Source organism: Bacillus sp. UNC322MFChir4.1 (assembly GCF_000746135.1).
Lineage (GTDB): Bacteria > Bacillota > Bacilli > Bacillales > Bacillaceae_G > Bacillus_A.
The window spans coordinates 72,234-87,350 of the sequence record NZ_KN050810.1; the positions used below are offsets into that span (position 1 = coordinate 72,234).

16 protein-coding genes and 1 pseudogene are annotated in these 15,117 nt (G+C 37.9%); 4 read left to right on the forward strand and 13 right to left on the reverse strand.

All coding sequences use genetic code 11. From position 1 onward, the window contains the following. Positions 1-31 precede the first annotated feature (31 nt). The 4 genes from BR72_RS19430 to BR72_RS19445 all read left to right on the forward strand — a co-directional run bounded on the left by BR72_RS19430 (position 32) and on the right by BR72_RS19445 (position 3,611). A complete protein-coding gene (locus BR72_RS19430; protein ID WP_035436358.1) occupies positions 32-1,705 on the forward strand; it encodes a sigma-54 interaction domain-containing protein in 1,674 nt (557 codons plus the stop codon). A gap of 72 nt (positions 1,706-1,777) precedes the next feature. Beyond that, positions 1,778-2,050 carry a (2Fe-2S)-binding protein gene (locus BR72_RS19435; RefSeq protein ID WP_035435814.1) on the forward strand — a complete coding sequence of 91 codons (273 nt, stop codon included), beginning with the start codon at positions 1,778-1,780 and terminating at the stop codon, positions 2,048-2,050. Continuing rightward, a complete protein-coding gene (locus tag BR72_RS19440; protein ID WP_035435817.1) occupies positions 2,047-2,379 on the forward strand; it encodes a (2Fe-2S)-binding protein in 333 nt (110 codons plus the stop codon). The genes BR72_RS19435 and BR72_RS19440 overlap by 4 nt, the downstream gene beginning before the upstream one ends. After that, the gene (locus BR72_RS19445) at positions 2,376-3,611 is read left to right on the forward strand and encodes an NAD(P)/FAD-dependent oxidoreductase (protein WP_035435820.1); all 1,236 of its coding nucleotides are present in this window, start codon (positions 2,376-2,378) and stop codon (positions 3,609-3,611) included. The genes BR72_RS19440 and BR72_RS19445 overlap by 4 nt, the downstream gene beginning before the upstream one ends. A 60-nt stretch (positions 3,612-3,671) precedes the next feature. Here BR72_RS19445 and BR72_RS19450 read toward each other — a convergent pair whose 3' ends face one another. From BR72_RS19450 to BR72_RS19510, 13 genes and pseudogenes are all read right to left on the reverse strand, one after another. Further along, a complete protein-coding gene (locus BR72_RS19450) occupies positions 3,672-4,796 on the reverse strand; it encodes a PepSY-associated TM helix domain-containing protein (RefSeq protein ID WP_035435823.1) in 1,125 nt (374 codons plus the stop codon). A gap of 173 nt (positions 4,797-4,969) precedes the next feature. Continuing rightward, on the reverse strand, positions 4,970-5,530 hold the full coding sequence (locus BR72_RS19455) for a GNAT family N-acetyltransferase (RefSeq protein ID WP_035435825.1): 561 nt from the start codon (positions 5,528-5,530) through the stop codon (positions 4,970-4,972). A gap of 240 nt (positions 5,531-5,770) precedes the next feature. After that, on the reverse strand, positions 5,771-6,346 hold the full coding sequence (locus BR72_RS19460; protein ID WP_035435827.1) for a histidine phosphatase family protein: 576 nt from the start codon (positions 6,344-6,346) through the stop codon (positions 5,771-5,773). A 158-nt stretch (positions 6,347-6,504) separates the two neighbouring features. Beyond that, positions 6,505-6,765 (reverse strand): hypothetical protein, encoded by a 261-nt coding sequence (locus tag BR72_RS19465; RefSeq protein WP_035435829.1) that lies wholly within the window; start codon positions 6,763-6,765, stop codon positions 6,505-6,507. A 28-nt stretch (positions 6,766-6,793) separates the two neighbouring features. Next, a complete protein-coding gene (locus BR72_RS19470; RefSeq protein ID WP_035435833.1) occupies positions 6,794-6,982 on the reverse strand; it encodes a hypothetical protein in 189 nt (62 codons plus the stop codon). A 16-nt stretch (positions 6,983-6,998) separates the two neighbouring features. After that, on the reverse strand, positions 6,999-7,409 hold the full coding sequence (locus BR72_RS19475; RefSeq protein WP_035435835.1) for a PH domain-containing protein: 411 nt from the start codon (positions 7,407-7,409) through the stop codon (positions 6,999-7,001). Between the two features lie 66 nt (positions 7,410-7,475). Next, positions 7,476-8,027, reverse strand: coding sequence for a GNAT family N-acetyltransferase (locus BR72_RS19480; RefSeq protein WP_035435837.1), 552 nt, complete (start codon positions 8,025-8,027; stop codon positions 7,476-7,478). A 64-nt stretch (positions 8,028-8,091) separates the two neighbouring features. Next, the gene (locus BR72_RS19485) at positions 8,092-9,000 is read right to left on the reverse strand and encodes a DMT family transporter (protein WP_035435840.1); all 909 of its coding nucleotides are present in this window, start codon (positions 8,998-9,000) and stop codon (positions 8,092-8,094) included. Then, entirely contained in the window at positions 8,990-9,403 is a 414-nt protein-coding gene (locus BR72_RS19490) for a MerR family transcriptional regulator (protein ID WP_035435843.1), read from the reverse strand. Before BR72_RS19490 ends, BR72_RS19485 begins: the two co-directional genes overlap by 11 nt. Before the next feature lie 161 nt (positions 9,404-9,564). Next, positions 9,565-9,915 (reverse strand): annotated as a pseudogene (locus BR72_RS19495) (Rpn family recombination-promoting nuclease/putative transposase); the annotation flags it as partial. Between the two features lie 30 nt (positions 9,916-9,945). After that, positions 9,946-11,259 (reverse strand): UDP-N-acetylmuramate--L-alanine ligase, encoded by a 1,314-nt coding sequence (gene murC / locus BR72_RS19500; protein ID WP_035435846.1) that lies wholly within the window; start codon positions 11,257-11,259, stop codon positions 9,946-9,948. A gap of 452 nt (positions 11,260-11,711) precedes the next feature. Further along, on the reverse strand, positions 11,712-12,833 hold the full coding sequence (locus tag BR72_RS19505) for a nicotinate phosphoribosyltransferase (protein WP_035435848.1): 1,122 nt from the start codon (positions 12,831-12,833) through the stop codon (positions 11,712-11,714). A 61-nt stretch (positions 12,834-12,894) separates the two neighbouring features. After that, positions 12,895-15,117, reverse strand: a 2,223-nt coding sequence (locus tag BR72_RS19510) for a DNA translocase FtsK (RefSeq protein WP_269320430.1), incomplete at its 5' end; no start/stop codon positions are given.

Sequence of the window (15,117 nt, forward strand, 5' to 3'; positions counted from 1 at the left end):
GTTAATATTTTTTTACAGTATGGGAGGGGTCATTATGTTTTCATTGCCTTCAGTAAAAGAAATAATGAAACAATATTTAATAGATATATCATTCGATACACAACAGATCGAACAAAAAAACGGGGAATTTTATTATCGTTCAACATCAAACACACCTGATGTTCTATGCAAAGTCGTATATGAGGATGATTCATTATTCACCTTGATTCAGGCATTTAGTCATCATTCCACAGTTATTATTCTTGATACAAACAAACATCCAGTAGGCTGTATAACAGCCGCGCAACTCATTCATTTTCTTCATAGCTCTTATAATCAATTAAAAGCCTTTTATGAAACTGTCACTCAAACGACAGACTCTTCTGTCACGGTCATTGACGACAAAGAACGTGTTCGTACATGGACAGAAGGAGCCGAAAAAATATTCTCGGTTAAGCAACAAGATATAATTGGCCGCCCCATTACGGATTTCTTTGATTATAAAAATCTAGAAATCTTACAATCTCTACATAAAGGAAAACGCATAGTAGGACAACATCATCAACCTCAATCTGATTTATTTGTCTTAATTAACTCTAATCCCGTTTACTTTAACGACCAAATTATCGGTGCAGTTGTTTCAGAAACAAACATTACAAATCAAGTTGTACTGAATGAGAAGTTATTTAATATGTCCAATGAAGTACACCGTCTAGAACAAGAAGTAGCAAAATATAAAGATTCATCCGATCCCTTTCATTCTATTAAAGGAAAAAGTGCCGCCCTGCAAAGAACAGTAGATTTAGCTAGAAGAGTATGTTCTGTAAAATCCACTGTTCTCATATTAGGCGAAAGCGGCGTCGGAAAAGAGGTGTTTGCTAAAGCAATTCATGAAGCAAGCGAGGAACCGAAAGCGCCGTTTATTTCGATTAACTGCGGTGCGATACCGGCATCTTTATTTGAAAGTGAGCTATTCGGATATGAACGTGGCGCTTTCTCTGGCGCTGACAGTAAAGGAAAAAAAGGAAAAATAGAACTAGCAAAAGGCGGGACATTGTTTCTTGATGAAATAGGCGAAATGCCGCTCGAAATGCAAGTAAAGCTGCTACGCGTGCTGCAGGAGCGGAAATATTACCGGGTTGGCGGGGAAAAAGAAATCAACATCGACTTCCGTATCATCGCTGCCACAAATCGTGATCTACAAGAATTAATGAAACAAGGACAGTTCCGTGAAGATTTATATTACCGGCTAAATGTAGTGAGTCTACATATTCCTCCTTTAAGAGAGCGGCAAGAAGATATTATTGAATTAACGCATTATTTCTTACATGATTTTTCTTTAAGTTATCAGCGGCCCATTCATGAATTCCCGCCAGAAGTCATGCATGAACTGCTTCGTTATGATTGGCCTGGTAATATTCGCGAATTGCGTAATATTATAGAGCGGCTTATCGTATTTTCGACAGATGGCGTAATCAAAAAAGAGTATTTACCCTTCCATACAAAAAATATCGGCTTAGAAGACACGGTAAAGACTGCCAATCATGTACTTCTAGAAAATGATTGCACTATCATGCCATTACAAGAAGAAATGGATCAACATGAGAAAAAGATCATTGAAAGAGCGTTACATATTTTAGATGGCAATAAATTAGAATGTGCAAAACAACTCGGTATCACAAGAGCTACTTTATATAATCGCTTAAAGCGACTTGGCTTAAATTAATCCTCTTCCTCCTCTATATTGGCACATTTTTTGCATAATATTTTGATGAACAACAATGGAGGAGGAATTCAAATGGGGAACAAAGATAGCATTGTAATTTGCCGTTGTGAAGAAGTTACTTACGGACAACTTCATGAAACAGCAAATCAACATAAATGCACAGCAAGAGAATTAAAATTAAGAACACGGGCAGGAATGGGCTTTTGTGGAGGCCGCACTTGTAGAATTGCATTAGATAACATTATTGAAAGTGTCATTCCTAACACCTCACCTAGTGAAATTCCGTTAAAATATCAGCCCCCAATTCGGCCAGTAACATTTGGAACAGTAGGTGAAAAACAATGACTAGAATTATGAATCATCCCATTTTAGGGAATTTAAATGATAGAGAACGTATTTCTTTTCAATTTGATGGCGTTGAATATGAAGCATATGAAAATGAAACGATTGCCGCTGCTCTTTTAGCAAATGGAATCAGAAAACTACGTGTTCACGAAGATACCGGAACGCCTAGAGGAATTTATTGCAATATCGGCCACTGCTTAGAATGTCGTGTAACTGTCAATCACCAACCAAACGTAAGAGCTTGCTTAACAGTCATTGAAAAAGATATGGTCGTTGAAAGCGGGAAACAGCATCCGAATATTGTAAGAAGGATGGTGGAAAAGCGATGATCGATGTAATTGTAATTGGAGCAGGCCCAGCAGGATTAGCAGGAGCTATCGCCGCGGCGGAATTTGGTCTTAAAGTAACCGTTATTGATGAATTTATAAAGCCAGGTGGCAGATTACTCGGCCAACTTCATCAAGAGCCTTCTGGGGAGTGGTGGAATGGAATTGAAGAATCGAGACGTCTTTATCAAAAGGCGCAGCAATTAACGGTCGATATTCGTTGCGGCGTATCTGTTTACAATTTAACGAAAGAAAATAACCTATGGAATGTGCATACAAGTTGCGGTACGCTAGAGGCACCATTTGTATTAGTAGCTACTGGGGCCGCTGAGTATCCTATCCCACTGCCGGGCTGGACCCTTCCTGGTGTCATGTCAATCGGTGCAGCGCAAGTCATGACAAATGTTCACCGCGTCCAAGTTGGCCAAAAAGGAATCATTATCGGAGCGAATATTTTATCATTTGCGATTTTGAATGAATTACAACTAGCTGGCATAACAGTTGATCGCATTGTGCTTCCGGAAAAAAATGCTCTTAGTAAACAAGCTGGTGACCCTGAAACAGTCATGAAGTCTCTCTTAAATGCAGCGCATCTCGCTCCATCACCGCTACTACGCATCGGAAGCCATTTCATGAAGAATGACTGGATGAGAAAAGTTGGTTTAAACTTTTATCCGAAAAGCGGTATGAAAGTAAATGGTACTCCTCTCCAACTTCGAAAAGCTGCACTCGAAATTATCGGTAAAGATCAAGTGGAAGGGGTACGTATCGCCAATATTGATGCAAATGGCAATGTTATTCGAGGATCTGAAACAATTTACAATGCAGATTTCGTTTGCATTGCAGGCGGCCTATATCCGCTAGCAGAACTTGCTGCTGTTGCTGGATGCCCGTTTCAATACATTCCTGAACTCGGTGGCCACGTCCCTCACCATTCAGAGACGATGGAAACTCCTCTTGACGGGCTATTTGTCGCTGGTAATATTACTGGCATCGAAAGCGGTAAAATTGCCATGTCCCAAGGAACAACAGCAGGAATATCAATCGCCAAACATGCCGGAAAAGGACTTGGTACAATTGATCAGAAATTACAACAAGCAGTGCAGCATGTCCGCACCGTTCGCAAACAAGCTGCAATCCAATTCAATCCTGAAATTGATAATGGTAGAAGCAAAATGTACGAACTTTGGGAACAACTCTATTCAAATAACAAGACCTCTAAAAAAATTGTGTAATACAATAAGAACTCCCGAAAGCCTTAATTCTGACGGGAGCTCTTATCTATTTTTCTATCATTACGCTGCAGTTACTGAAGAGTGTTTTAGTTTTAGCTTTCGTTTCTTCTTCTTGTACCACCACATGTATATGCCAGTAAACATTAACATGGATGGTGTAAGACCACCAATCACATATAAGACTTTTGTAAATGAACTACCAAACGTTCCTGTATGTAATGGTTTAAGCCATGTTTGATACGTCAGTCCATCATCCACCTTTGGATCTTGTTTCGCCAACACTTTCCCGCTATACTGATCAACCCATATTTTCACATTTCCATTCCCTGGATCATACGAGCGACTCAAGCGAATCTCCACAGCACCCTCAACTTTTCCTTTTTTCGCTTTCGCTGGCATCCTTACTTGCGTAATAGTCCCTTGAGGAACCGCCTTTTCAGCTTCGCTTAACAAGTGATCAAGAGGGAGTTTTCCTCCTGAAAGAGGCTTAGAAATAAGTTTCTCCTTCGGTGGCATGACACTAGTTTTTGCTCCGACCCACCCAAAAATTGTCTTATCATATGTAAAAAGTGCACCTGTTAATGACACCACTAATAAAAATGGCATAGCAATGATCCCAATGACTTTATGTAGATCATACTGTTTTACATATGTATTCTTACTGCGCCGTATAACAAAACCACGCATCCACTTTTTAATTCCAGGCCACCATAAATACAAGCCAGATAAACTAATAAAAAATAAAATAAATCCAATAATACCAACAATCTCTTTACCGTTAAAATCTTTCAGAAGTAAATGATAATGAATTTCCTTGACTTGATTAAAAAACGATTTTTCCCCTAAATCCCCATTTATATTACCAGTCCCTGGATCAACGTATACAGATTTTGTCCCTTTTCCTTCTTTCAAATTAAACAAATAAATCCCTTGAGAGTGTGGATCATCTGGCGTATACACACGCTGAATTTCTCCCTTTTGGTATGTGTTTGCTACCGTTTGCAAAGCTTCCTGATACGTAACCGGTTGCCCCTTCGTTATTTTGTATAGATCAGGATAAATCATACGATTCAATTCGTTGTCAAAGACAAGCAAACTTCCAGTCAATCCAATTAGCACAATACATATACCAGCTATCATGCTAAGGCATAAATGAACATTCCTAACCAAACCACGAACCTTCATAAAAGTCCCCCTTAATGAAATGAAAAATCAAATTAATATTAATAATAATGATTATCAATGTCAATGGTTTAGGAAGATATACTTGAAAAGCAAATTTTGACATCTTTTTTTGATGTTATAACAATTAATAAAAAAAGCAGTAATTCAAGAAAACTTGAACTACTGCTTTTTACTTAATTGATTTGTAGGTTGTTCCAATCTTCTCTTAATAAGCCAAATACATATACGTCATGAAATGTGCCAAATCTAAAAATTTCATTGCGAAAAGTGCCTTCTTTTACAAAATAACATTTTTCATAAGAACGAATTGCATTGGCATTGAAGCTGAACACTTGCAGTTTGATTTTATTAATGTGAATGTAATTAAAAATGAATGAAATCAAAGTGTTCATAGCATCTGTACCAAAGCCTTTATTTTGCCATTGTGTCCCGATAGAAATGCCAACAAAACAAGTGCTATTTTTCCAATTGATTGCGAAAACACCGCATGAGCCAATCAGTTCATTCGATTCCTTCTCAAAAATCCCAAAAATAAACTCTTCCTTTTTAGCACTAATACCATTGAAAAACTTCGTATAATCTTCCGATGTTGACGGGAATGGAATATCGTCATTTGCAAGTAATAACGCACCTTTTTCATTTTCAAGTTCAGCAAAGCGTTCAAGGTCGCTTTGTTCCATTTGTTTTAATATAACTGTTTGACCTGTTAAAAAGTGATTAAAAAACTGTTTCATGTTATTCTCCCTTTATTAAGGGGTGCAGCCGGAGATACAACCCCTTAGATTTTTTGTTGATTAAACAAAACATCTACTGCCATTTTCGCAAACATATTCACACCCCCTCTTAGTCAATACTTCAAATCCAGCTTATAAACATGTATTTGAAAATAGATAACGATTCTTGACATTCCACCTTCCGAAATAGATCAACTGTATTATCTCTACACAGATAGGCTCAATGTGAAAGCATACGCCCTAGTCTAAATGTACGGTGCAATTATATAACTCTGAATCCCAACCATTCTCTAGTTTAATAAGTTTTGTTAGGGACGTATTTTTCGGAGACTCTTCCATATGTAAGTGAGGCACTAGTTCCTTTAGAATGTGTCTAATAAATGCACCATGACTAACAATCAATATGTTTTTGCTATCATGTTTAGATGCAACCTCGTCAATAATCGAAAGACCTCTCTCTATCACACTATTAGCACTTTCAATCCCTAAATCCAGCTCTCTCCAATTCTTACCCCACTTTAAAATTCTCTCTTCTTCTGTCGTCCCTTCAATCTGTCCTCCGCCCGCTTCACGAAGTCTAGTTTCTATATAAAGAGGAATATCCAAAAGTTTTTCTCCAATAATCTCAGCAGTTTGTTTTGCTCTTAATAGATCACTAGAATATATGAAATTCCAATTTTCCTTACGCAAACGCCCTGCTAGTTTATATGCATCTGCTATTCCAGCTTGATCAAGAGAAATATCGGAACTCCCCTGTGCTCTTCCTTCTTTATTCCACGGTGTACTTCCGTGCCGAATGATCCCTATTCTAGTCATGTGAAAACCTCCGAATTATGAAAAATGAACTTAGTTTGAAGTATCATTTCTCGTCCTAAGCTCATCTCGTTCTCTTTAGCACAATATACTACTGCAATGCGTAAAATAAGTCCTAATATTGAAAAAACACTACACAAAGCCGCCCCGATTCCCATACCTTAAATAGATGGAGTAACCCATACTTTATACATCATTTTATCCCCAAGCCAAACTGTATCCGTATGAACATGAAATTGGTCAATACTGGCCAAGTGAAAGGCTAAAACATAGGCAACTTTCTCGTCCGGGGTTGTATATCCATTAAATACTCCTGCATACATATCGTTACTAATAGAACATCCCCATTCTTCTGCTTCCCAAAGCGTATCAAAAATCATATGATCTTGACGACAATTCGGCTCATGCCAACGAATGCTCATAGAGAACCCTCCGTTGAATATTGATATTCTATTGCTTGAAAGATTTCTTTTCTTCGCTTTTTCCATATCGATAATGAAAATAATAGAGAAGTACGATCGCTAAAACCCCTACTCCAATTGACATGTATAGAGACCATTCCCATCGGACGTAGCCTCTTATACAAACCATAAGAACTGTTAACATTTCAAAACAAAATAATACTTTTATATTTTTCATCGGCTACTCCTTATATTTAATTTTCTATTCTTACATAAGGGTTCCCTTGCAAAAGTAGCTCCATGAACTTTTCTTTCTCTTTTGGCATTGTAATCATATGCACTTCAAAATTATCGCCGTACGTAACTTCTAAATTTCTCTTACTTTTTCCAACAAACCGAATCACCCGAATGCTTGCAAGCGGAATTTTCTTCTTTATGAGCCAATATCCTGTTACGAGCTCACCATTAATAATTTTATGTTGAAACACAAATATGTCTAAAATCTGAATAATATTTACAGCTAGACATAAGATTCCTGCTACAAATGCCATTAGCCATCCTTGTTCGTTTAGTATAAGTGATATAGCAGGGGAAATTACGATGAATAATAACATCAGAAACATACCAAATATTATAATGGGGTTCTTTTTTATGTGAAATACCATTTCCATCACCTCTTATCCATATAATACCATTAATTGTTAATAAATTCAGAAAAAAGAAGCGCTCTTCTATACGCTTCTTTCCTTCCATTCTCTCGCTAACATACTATATACCGCGATGTCGTGATAATGATCATATAACCATTCTCCATCACGCATCATTCCATCTAAATGAAGGCCAAGTCGTTCTGGAATGGCACGGCTCTTTACATTTTTTACCCCGCAATGAATTTCAACTTTATTTAATTGTAATACCTCAAAAGCATAACGGAGCACAGCCTCTACACTTCGCGTCATAATTCCTTTTCCGCTTGCTTCTTCTGCAAGGTAGTAGCCAAGACTTGCCGCTTTCTTTCCCCAATCTACCGGATGAGTACCGACCATTCCAACAAGTTTTCCTTTATAGCGTATACCTGCTTGAAAACCATTTCCATCTGCAAATTGATGCAGCCACATTGGTAAAATTTCATTGTATCCTTCAGCTGATTTTGTGCGATCGACCCACGGAAGCCATTCTCGTAAATGTTCTCGGTTGCTGTCCACTAATTCGTACAACTCATCTTTATGATGCTTTTCTAACAATTGTAATTGGATTTCATCATCGATTCTTAGTGTAAACATTGCTAAATCCCCCTTTTTATTTTCTTATTATTCTAACATCTTAATTTGTAAATTGTTATAAAAATTACAGATTTATACTACTTTTTTTAACACGTAATACAAAAAATCCCGAAGAAAGAAGAACACCGCTAATTACTAAAATCATTCCGAGTACTTGTGCCGAAGTTATGTTTACACCGTTGAGGAAAGAAACAATCATTGTTACAACTGGAACGAAATTAAAGAACAATGATGTTTTAGCAGCCCCAATTTGAGCTACCCCATTATTCCACCATAAATAGCCTAATACACTCGTTCCAATAGCCATAAATAAGATGGAAAGCCAAGCGAAGAGAGGAATATCCATGATTGGCACTATATTTTTCTGTACAAAAGAAATGCTAATAAAAGCGATTGCTCCAACAATCATCGTATATGTCGTTGTGTGCATAGGACTTCCACTTTTAATAAACTTTCTACCTAATACACTATATAACCCCCAGCAAATATTCCCCAATAAAATAAACAAATCTCCTGTGGACAAAGATAAATTTTGTATAACAGATAATGACCCTTGTGTAATCACAAGAATCACACCAAGAAATCCAAATACCATTCCAATTGCCTGTCTTCTCATTATTTTTTCTTGTAAAATCATCCTCGCTAATATCGTTGTAACAAGTGGATTCGTAGCCATAATAAGTGAACCATTTATAGCCTCGGTATTTTTCATTCCTAAAAAGAAACAGAAATTAAACCCAAATACCCCAACTATCCCAAGCAACATGTAGTAACCAATATTCTGTTTACACTCTTCCCATTTTAAATTTTTTCTAATTATTAACATACCTAACATAACAAACGCCGCTACCCCAAAACGCCATGCAGCAATGTGAGTAGCTGAAAAATATTGTACTGCATATTTTGAAACATTAAATGTTCCACCAGTAAATAATGCAAATCCAAGCAACTGTAGATACACTTTATTTCTCATCATCGTCCTCCAAGTACTTTTCTCCTAAAAAATCATAATAAATCTCTAATTTTTGTTCTGTAAGTTGAATTACTCGTTCTAATTGTTTCTTTTGCACTTCTATCTTTTTTAAATGATCATTTAAAATGGAAATGCGTTTTTTTATTTTCGACGGCACTTCTTCTTTTCTTTGCTTAATTTCTTCTAAAATACAACCGTCACTCGCAAACTCAGCAATTTCCTCTAATGACATTCCCGTTTGTTTTAAAGAATATAGAAATTGCAAAAACTGCACATCTCCATCTGTATATTGCCGAATACCGCTATTTCGTTTTGGTGGCGGCACTAATCCTAACTTTTCATAATAACGAAGTGTATAAATGCTCATTCCTGTTAACTCTGCAACTTTGCCAATTGTATACATCATATCTCCCCCTTACCTTCCACAACTTCATCTTACAACCTAGAGTTGACTCTAGGTCAATAATAAAAAAGGTTTGTCCAAAAAATTCACTTTTTTAGACAAACCTTTTTACTATTCATGTGTAAGCATAGAAAGTATATATATCTTCAATTATTATTTTCTCAAAATCGTAATATCTGTCGTACTTCTTCTACACTTAAACCTGTAAATTTTGAAATATCTTCTAAAATCATTCCGTTTGTATGCATGCCCCGAACTAGTTTTTTTCTTTCTTCTTCTCGACCTTTTTCTAATCCTTCTTCACGTGCGTGAGCTAATTTTGCTTGCTCATCTAAAAGTAATCTTTCGCGCGCTTCATATGCAAGGCGAAATGAGGAGTCATGACTCATGTTTTCCCATTTATTCATCGCTTTTTGTAAAATTGGATCTTGATTCATTGCAATCTCCTCCAATGTTTTTGCTAAATATTCATCTTCATGTGCAGGTAACAACAACATCCAACGAAAAAAAGACGTGCACCTCTACACGTCTTTTTCATTTTCTTATTTTTTCTCCGCCACTTGTACTTCCTTTATATAAGCAGCTTCAAACTTTTGAATATCACCAGCGCCCATGAAAATAAGTACGCCGTTTTTATGTTTCTTTAATACTTCTGTCGTCATAACTGTAACAAGCTCTGCACCATCAATGCGTTGCTGCAAGTCTTGAATTGTTAATTCTCCTCTATTTTCACGTGCAGAACCGAAAATATCACATAAATATACTTGATCTGCTTTACGTAAGCTTTCTGCAAATTCATCTAAGAATTTTTGTGTTCTAGAGAATGTATGCGGCTGAAATACTGCTACGATTTCACGCTCTGGGTATTTTTGGCGAGCTGCTTCAATTGTCACGGTAATTTCCGTAGGGTGATGTGCGTAATCATCAATAATTACTTGCTCACCTACTACCTTTTGGTTGAAACGACGCTTTACACCGCCAAATGTTGTTAACTGATGTTTCACAACTTCAACATCAATGTTTTCATAATGACAAAGGGCAATAACCGCCAATGCATTTAGCACGCTATGATTGCCATAACCTGTAATTTCGAACGTTCCATAATACGTATTACGAACAAAGACATCAAATCCAGTGCCATCTGTTCTTTTTTGAATGTTACGTGCCTGGAAATCATTATCCTCGCCCAATCCATAGAAAATAACTGGTACTTTCGCTTGAATTTTTTGAAGTTCTTCATCATCACCGCACGCAATAATCCCTTTTTTCACTTGCAGTGCCATCTCTTGGAACGCACTAAATACATCATTAATGTCTGCAAAATAATCAGGGTGGTCAAAATCGATATTTGTCATAATTGCATAGTCTGGATGATATGACAAGAAATGACGACGGTATTCGCACGCTTCAAATGTAAAATATTCACTGCTTTCTGCTCCAAATCCTGTTCCATCACCAATTAGATAAGATGTAGGATTAGCACCTTGCATCACATGTGATAATAAACCTGTCGTTGATGTTTTTCCGTGAGCACCCGTTACAGCGACACTCGTATACTTACTCATAAGATCGCCCAAAAAGTGATGGTAACGATAAATAGGTAAATTTAATTCTTTTGCATATTCAATTTCCTCATGCGTATCAGGAAATGCATTTCCTGCAATAATCACTTGTCCTTCTTCAATATTCTTCTTATCAAAAGGTAGGATAGAAATCCCACGCTTTTCCAACGCTGTTTGCGTAAAAAAGCGTTTGTCTACATCAGAACCTTGAACAGTATGCTTCATATCATGTAATATTTGCGCTAAAGCACTCATCCCTGTCCCTTTAATCCCTACAAAATGGTAAACTGTCATCTTAAAGAACCTCCAACATTTCGAACTATTCCAACGGTCTATCTATAAGACAGTATATGATTTTCTTCTTATTTTGGTAATCATCTCGAATTGCTTATAATCACGTCCAAGCCCCCGTATAAGCCCATAACAAACCTATTATAGCAAAAAACAATCCGTTATACTATGATAACAGAAAAACTGATAGGGTCAATTCCCTACCAGCTTTTCTATTTATTCAATTGTTTAAAAATGATTATTCCTCGCTTAACATTTGGAGAGAAACAAAGACGTTTCACTTTACCCCGCATTAACGGGCAGTAGTACTCCCACGTCAAGGTTGAAATAGAATCATTGTCCAACTTCGCTTTTCTAAAGAAGATATGCGGGGGAATAACTGCCCGTAAAAGCCCGATTGGTGAGGGCTTTCCATCAGTGGGGGATAAAGCTCCCCCACTGATGGAAGTTTCACTTTACTCCGCGTCTCCTCTTGCTTGTAATTCAACTCGTTCTAAGCGCGGGTTTGGACGATATTTACGTCCTGCTTTCGCTTCTGGTTTACCGTTTAATTCTACGTTATCACCTGTAAAGCCAATGTTCATTTTCAATAAGCTGCTGCCGACACCATAAATGTCAACTGGAACATTTTGTGTTTCAAACTCACGGATTCGTTTTTCATCAAAGCCGCCGCTTACTACGATATTCACGTGCTGGAATCCTTCTTCATCTAATGCATTGCGAAGTGCAAAGATTAGAGATGGATTCACACCGCGCGGATCAAATGTGCCAAGTACTTCTGGATGACGAATGAAATATTGGTCAATCATCGTACGCGATGTATCTACACGTACTCCTTTTAGTTCTGATCCGAACTCACGAGCAACACGAAGTGCATCTGTAATGACATCGTTATTGTAATCGATTAATACGACTAGCTCATCTTCTGGAAACTTTTTATGATATGCTTTCGCTGCTTCTACAACATCACCATTAAACATTTGAATTAAAGCGTGAGGCATTGTTCCCATTCCGCTTTTGCCCCACCATTCATTCATCGCATGCGTTGCCTGTGCGCTCATACCACCGATATAAGCAGCATAACCATCACCGGCTTGTTGTGTGTAATGATCATCACGGTCGCCCATGAAAATAACAGGCTTTTCTGTTTGACCGCTGCGCGCCGCTTGAACAACGTTATATACATTTGTTGCCACAGAAGTGCGTCGTCCTAAAATGCCATCAATAACACCTTCTAAATAACCGAAATATTCATATGGCCCGCGAATCGTTAATACCGTTTCAAACGGACTTACTTTATCCCCATCTTTTAAAGTGTGAATTTCAAGTTCTTCAGGATGCTCCGCAAATGTTTGTAATAAAGCAAGTACTTCATCTGTTCCGCATAATACAGCGTGTTCCTTTTGGAAAAATTGCATTGTCACAACACTTTCCGCTCGAAATTCTTTAATAATATCACGAGTTTTTAAGAAATAAACGGCTGAAAACCATCCTTCACCAACGCGCTCATCAAACTTGAACGTCTTATTTGTCAGTCGATTTATTTCACCTTGTAATTTTAGTTCGATTTCTTTCATGTCGCTATACTCCCTACTTTACTATCCAACGTTTTCTCTTAGTATACAGCAAAACCTTTTCTTATACATGTATATCCTGCATCGCAGCAAATTCATCTTCTGTAATAAGGACATCTCTTGGTTTTGTTCCGCGTGCTTCCGAAATAATCCCTTGTGCTTCCATTTCCTCAATAAGACGAGCGGCACGATTATAACCAATACGGAATCTTCTCTGTACAGAAGACGTGGACGCTCCCCCTTGTTCTACAACAAATTGACATGCTTCAAAGAACAGTTCATCCTCAGATTCTTGTTGTTCTGTTTTTGCCAATAAGTCTTCTTGCTGGAATAAATAATTTGGTTTCATTTGACGTTTCGCATGCGCAACAGACTTTTCAATTTCCTCATCTGAAACGTATACCCCTTGCACACGAACTGGTTTTGACGTTCCATTATCTAAAAATAACATATCACCGCGTCCGAGTAATTTCTCAGCTCCACCAATATCAATGATTGTACGCGAGTCTACTTGCGATGATACTGTAAAAGCAATTCGCGTTGGAATATTTGATTTAATTAATCCTGTAATTACATCTACAGATGGACGCTGCGTCGCTACTAATAAATGAATTCCACAAGCTCTTGCTTTTTGGGCAATGCGGCAAATTGCTTCCTCAACATCGCCCGGTGCAACCATCATTAAATCAGCTAACTCATCAATCACAATGACGATATACGGTAACGTTTCACCTGGAATTTCTTGTTCATTCATAATTGTATTGTAACGTGTTAAATCACGCGCACCTGCATGTGCAAACAATTCATAACGGCGCTCCATCTCATCTACTGCCCATTTTAAGGCTGCCGTTGCTACTTTTACATCCGTAATAACCGGTGCAACAAGATGCGGTACAGAATTATACGGCGCAAGTTCCACCATTTTCGGATCGATTAACATCAGCTTTACTTCATGCGGCTTCGCCTTATATAAAATACTTGTTAAGATTGCATTAATACATACGCTTTTTCCTGATCCTGTCGATCCGGCAATTAAACCGTGCGGCATTTTTCGAATATCCGTAACAATCGGTGCTCCTGAAATATCAAGACCAAGTGCGACTGTAAGCGGTGATTCACTTTTCGTAAATACTGGACTTCGCAAAATTTCTCGAAGAAATACAGCTTTACTTTCTTTATTTGGCACTTCAATTCCAACTGCACTTTTACCCGGAATTGGCGCTTCAATTCGAATATCACGAGCTGCTAAGTTCAGTTTAATATCATCACTTAAGTTCGTAATTTTATTTACTTTCACACCAGGCTCTGGCTGTACTTCAAAACGAGTAACGGCTGGTCCTTGCGTCACATTCACAACTTTTGCACCAATATGGAAATTATGGAATGTCGTATTTAACAACTCTTTTTGTTCCTCTAACCACTCAGCAGCATTTGTCGTGGGATGACTTGGAATATTTAAAAGTGTTAATGGTGGAAACTCGTATGTCGGCGGCGCTTGTAAAACATTCCGAACGTCTTGCGCTGTTTCCACAACAACTCGGTGCGTCATTTCTTCTTGCACTGGTTGCTTTTCTACCTCTATATTTTGTTTTTGCTCAGGTTGCGTCTGAGCAGGTTGCATTGCCATTGCAGCGCGACGCTTTTCTTCTAACATCTGTTTATCTTGCTTCAACATCACTACATTAAACGGAACGAAACGTTTCTTCTCACGTTTTGGCTCTTCAATCACCTTTTCTTGTTGCTCCGCTTTCACTTCCGGCTGTTTCTTAGCTTCTATTTCTTTTTCTTCTATTAGTACATCTGCAAAGCTTTGTACAGCTTGCTTTGTTTGCTCATCAGCTTGAACAAATTCTTCCGTTTGTTCTTGTGTGAAACTTTCTGCTTCGGATACTTCATCAAACTCTGCAGCAACCACGGATTCTATGTCTAGTGATACGTCCGCTACTTCTGTTTCCTCGGATACTTCAGCTTCAAATGATTCTTCTATCTTTTCGGAGTCCTCTTGAATAACAGATTCTTCTACGATTGAAGTTTCTTCTTGCATATCGGAGTCTTCGATTGTTGAAGATGCTTCTACCACTAGCTCAACGTCTTTACCTTCTACAGTTGATTCTTCCCTCTCGGCAGATTCCTCTGTCTCCAGATGTTCCGCTGTAGTAGCAAGTTCTTCCGCTTCGATTGTTTCACCTACTAGTAATTCTTCTGTAGTAAGTTCTTCTTGCTCCGCTGACTCCACTGTCGTTTCTTCCGTAATAGGCTCTTCTGCTACTTCGCTTATTTCTTCTTC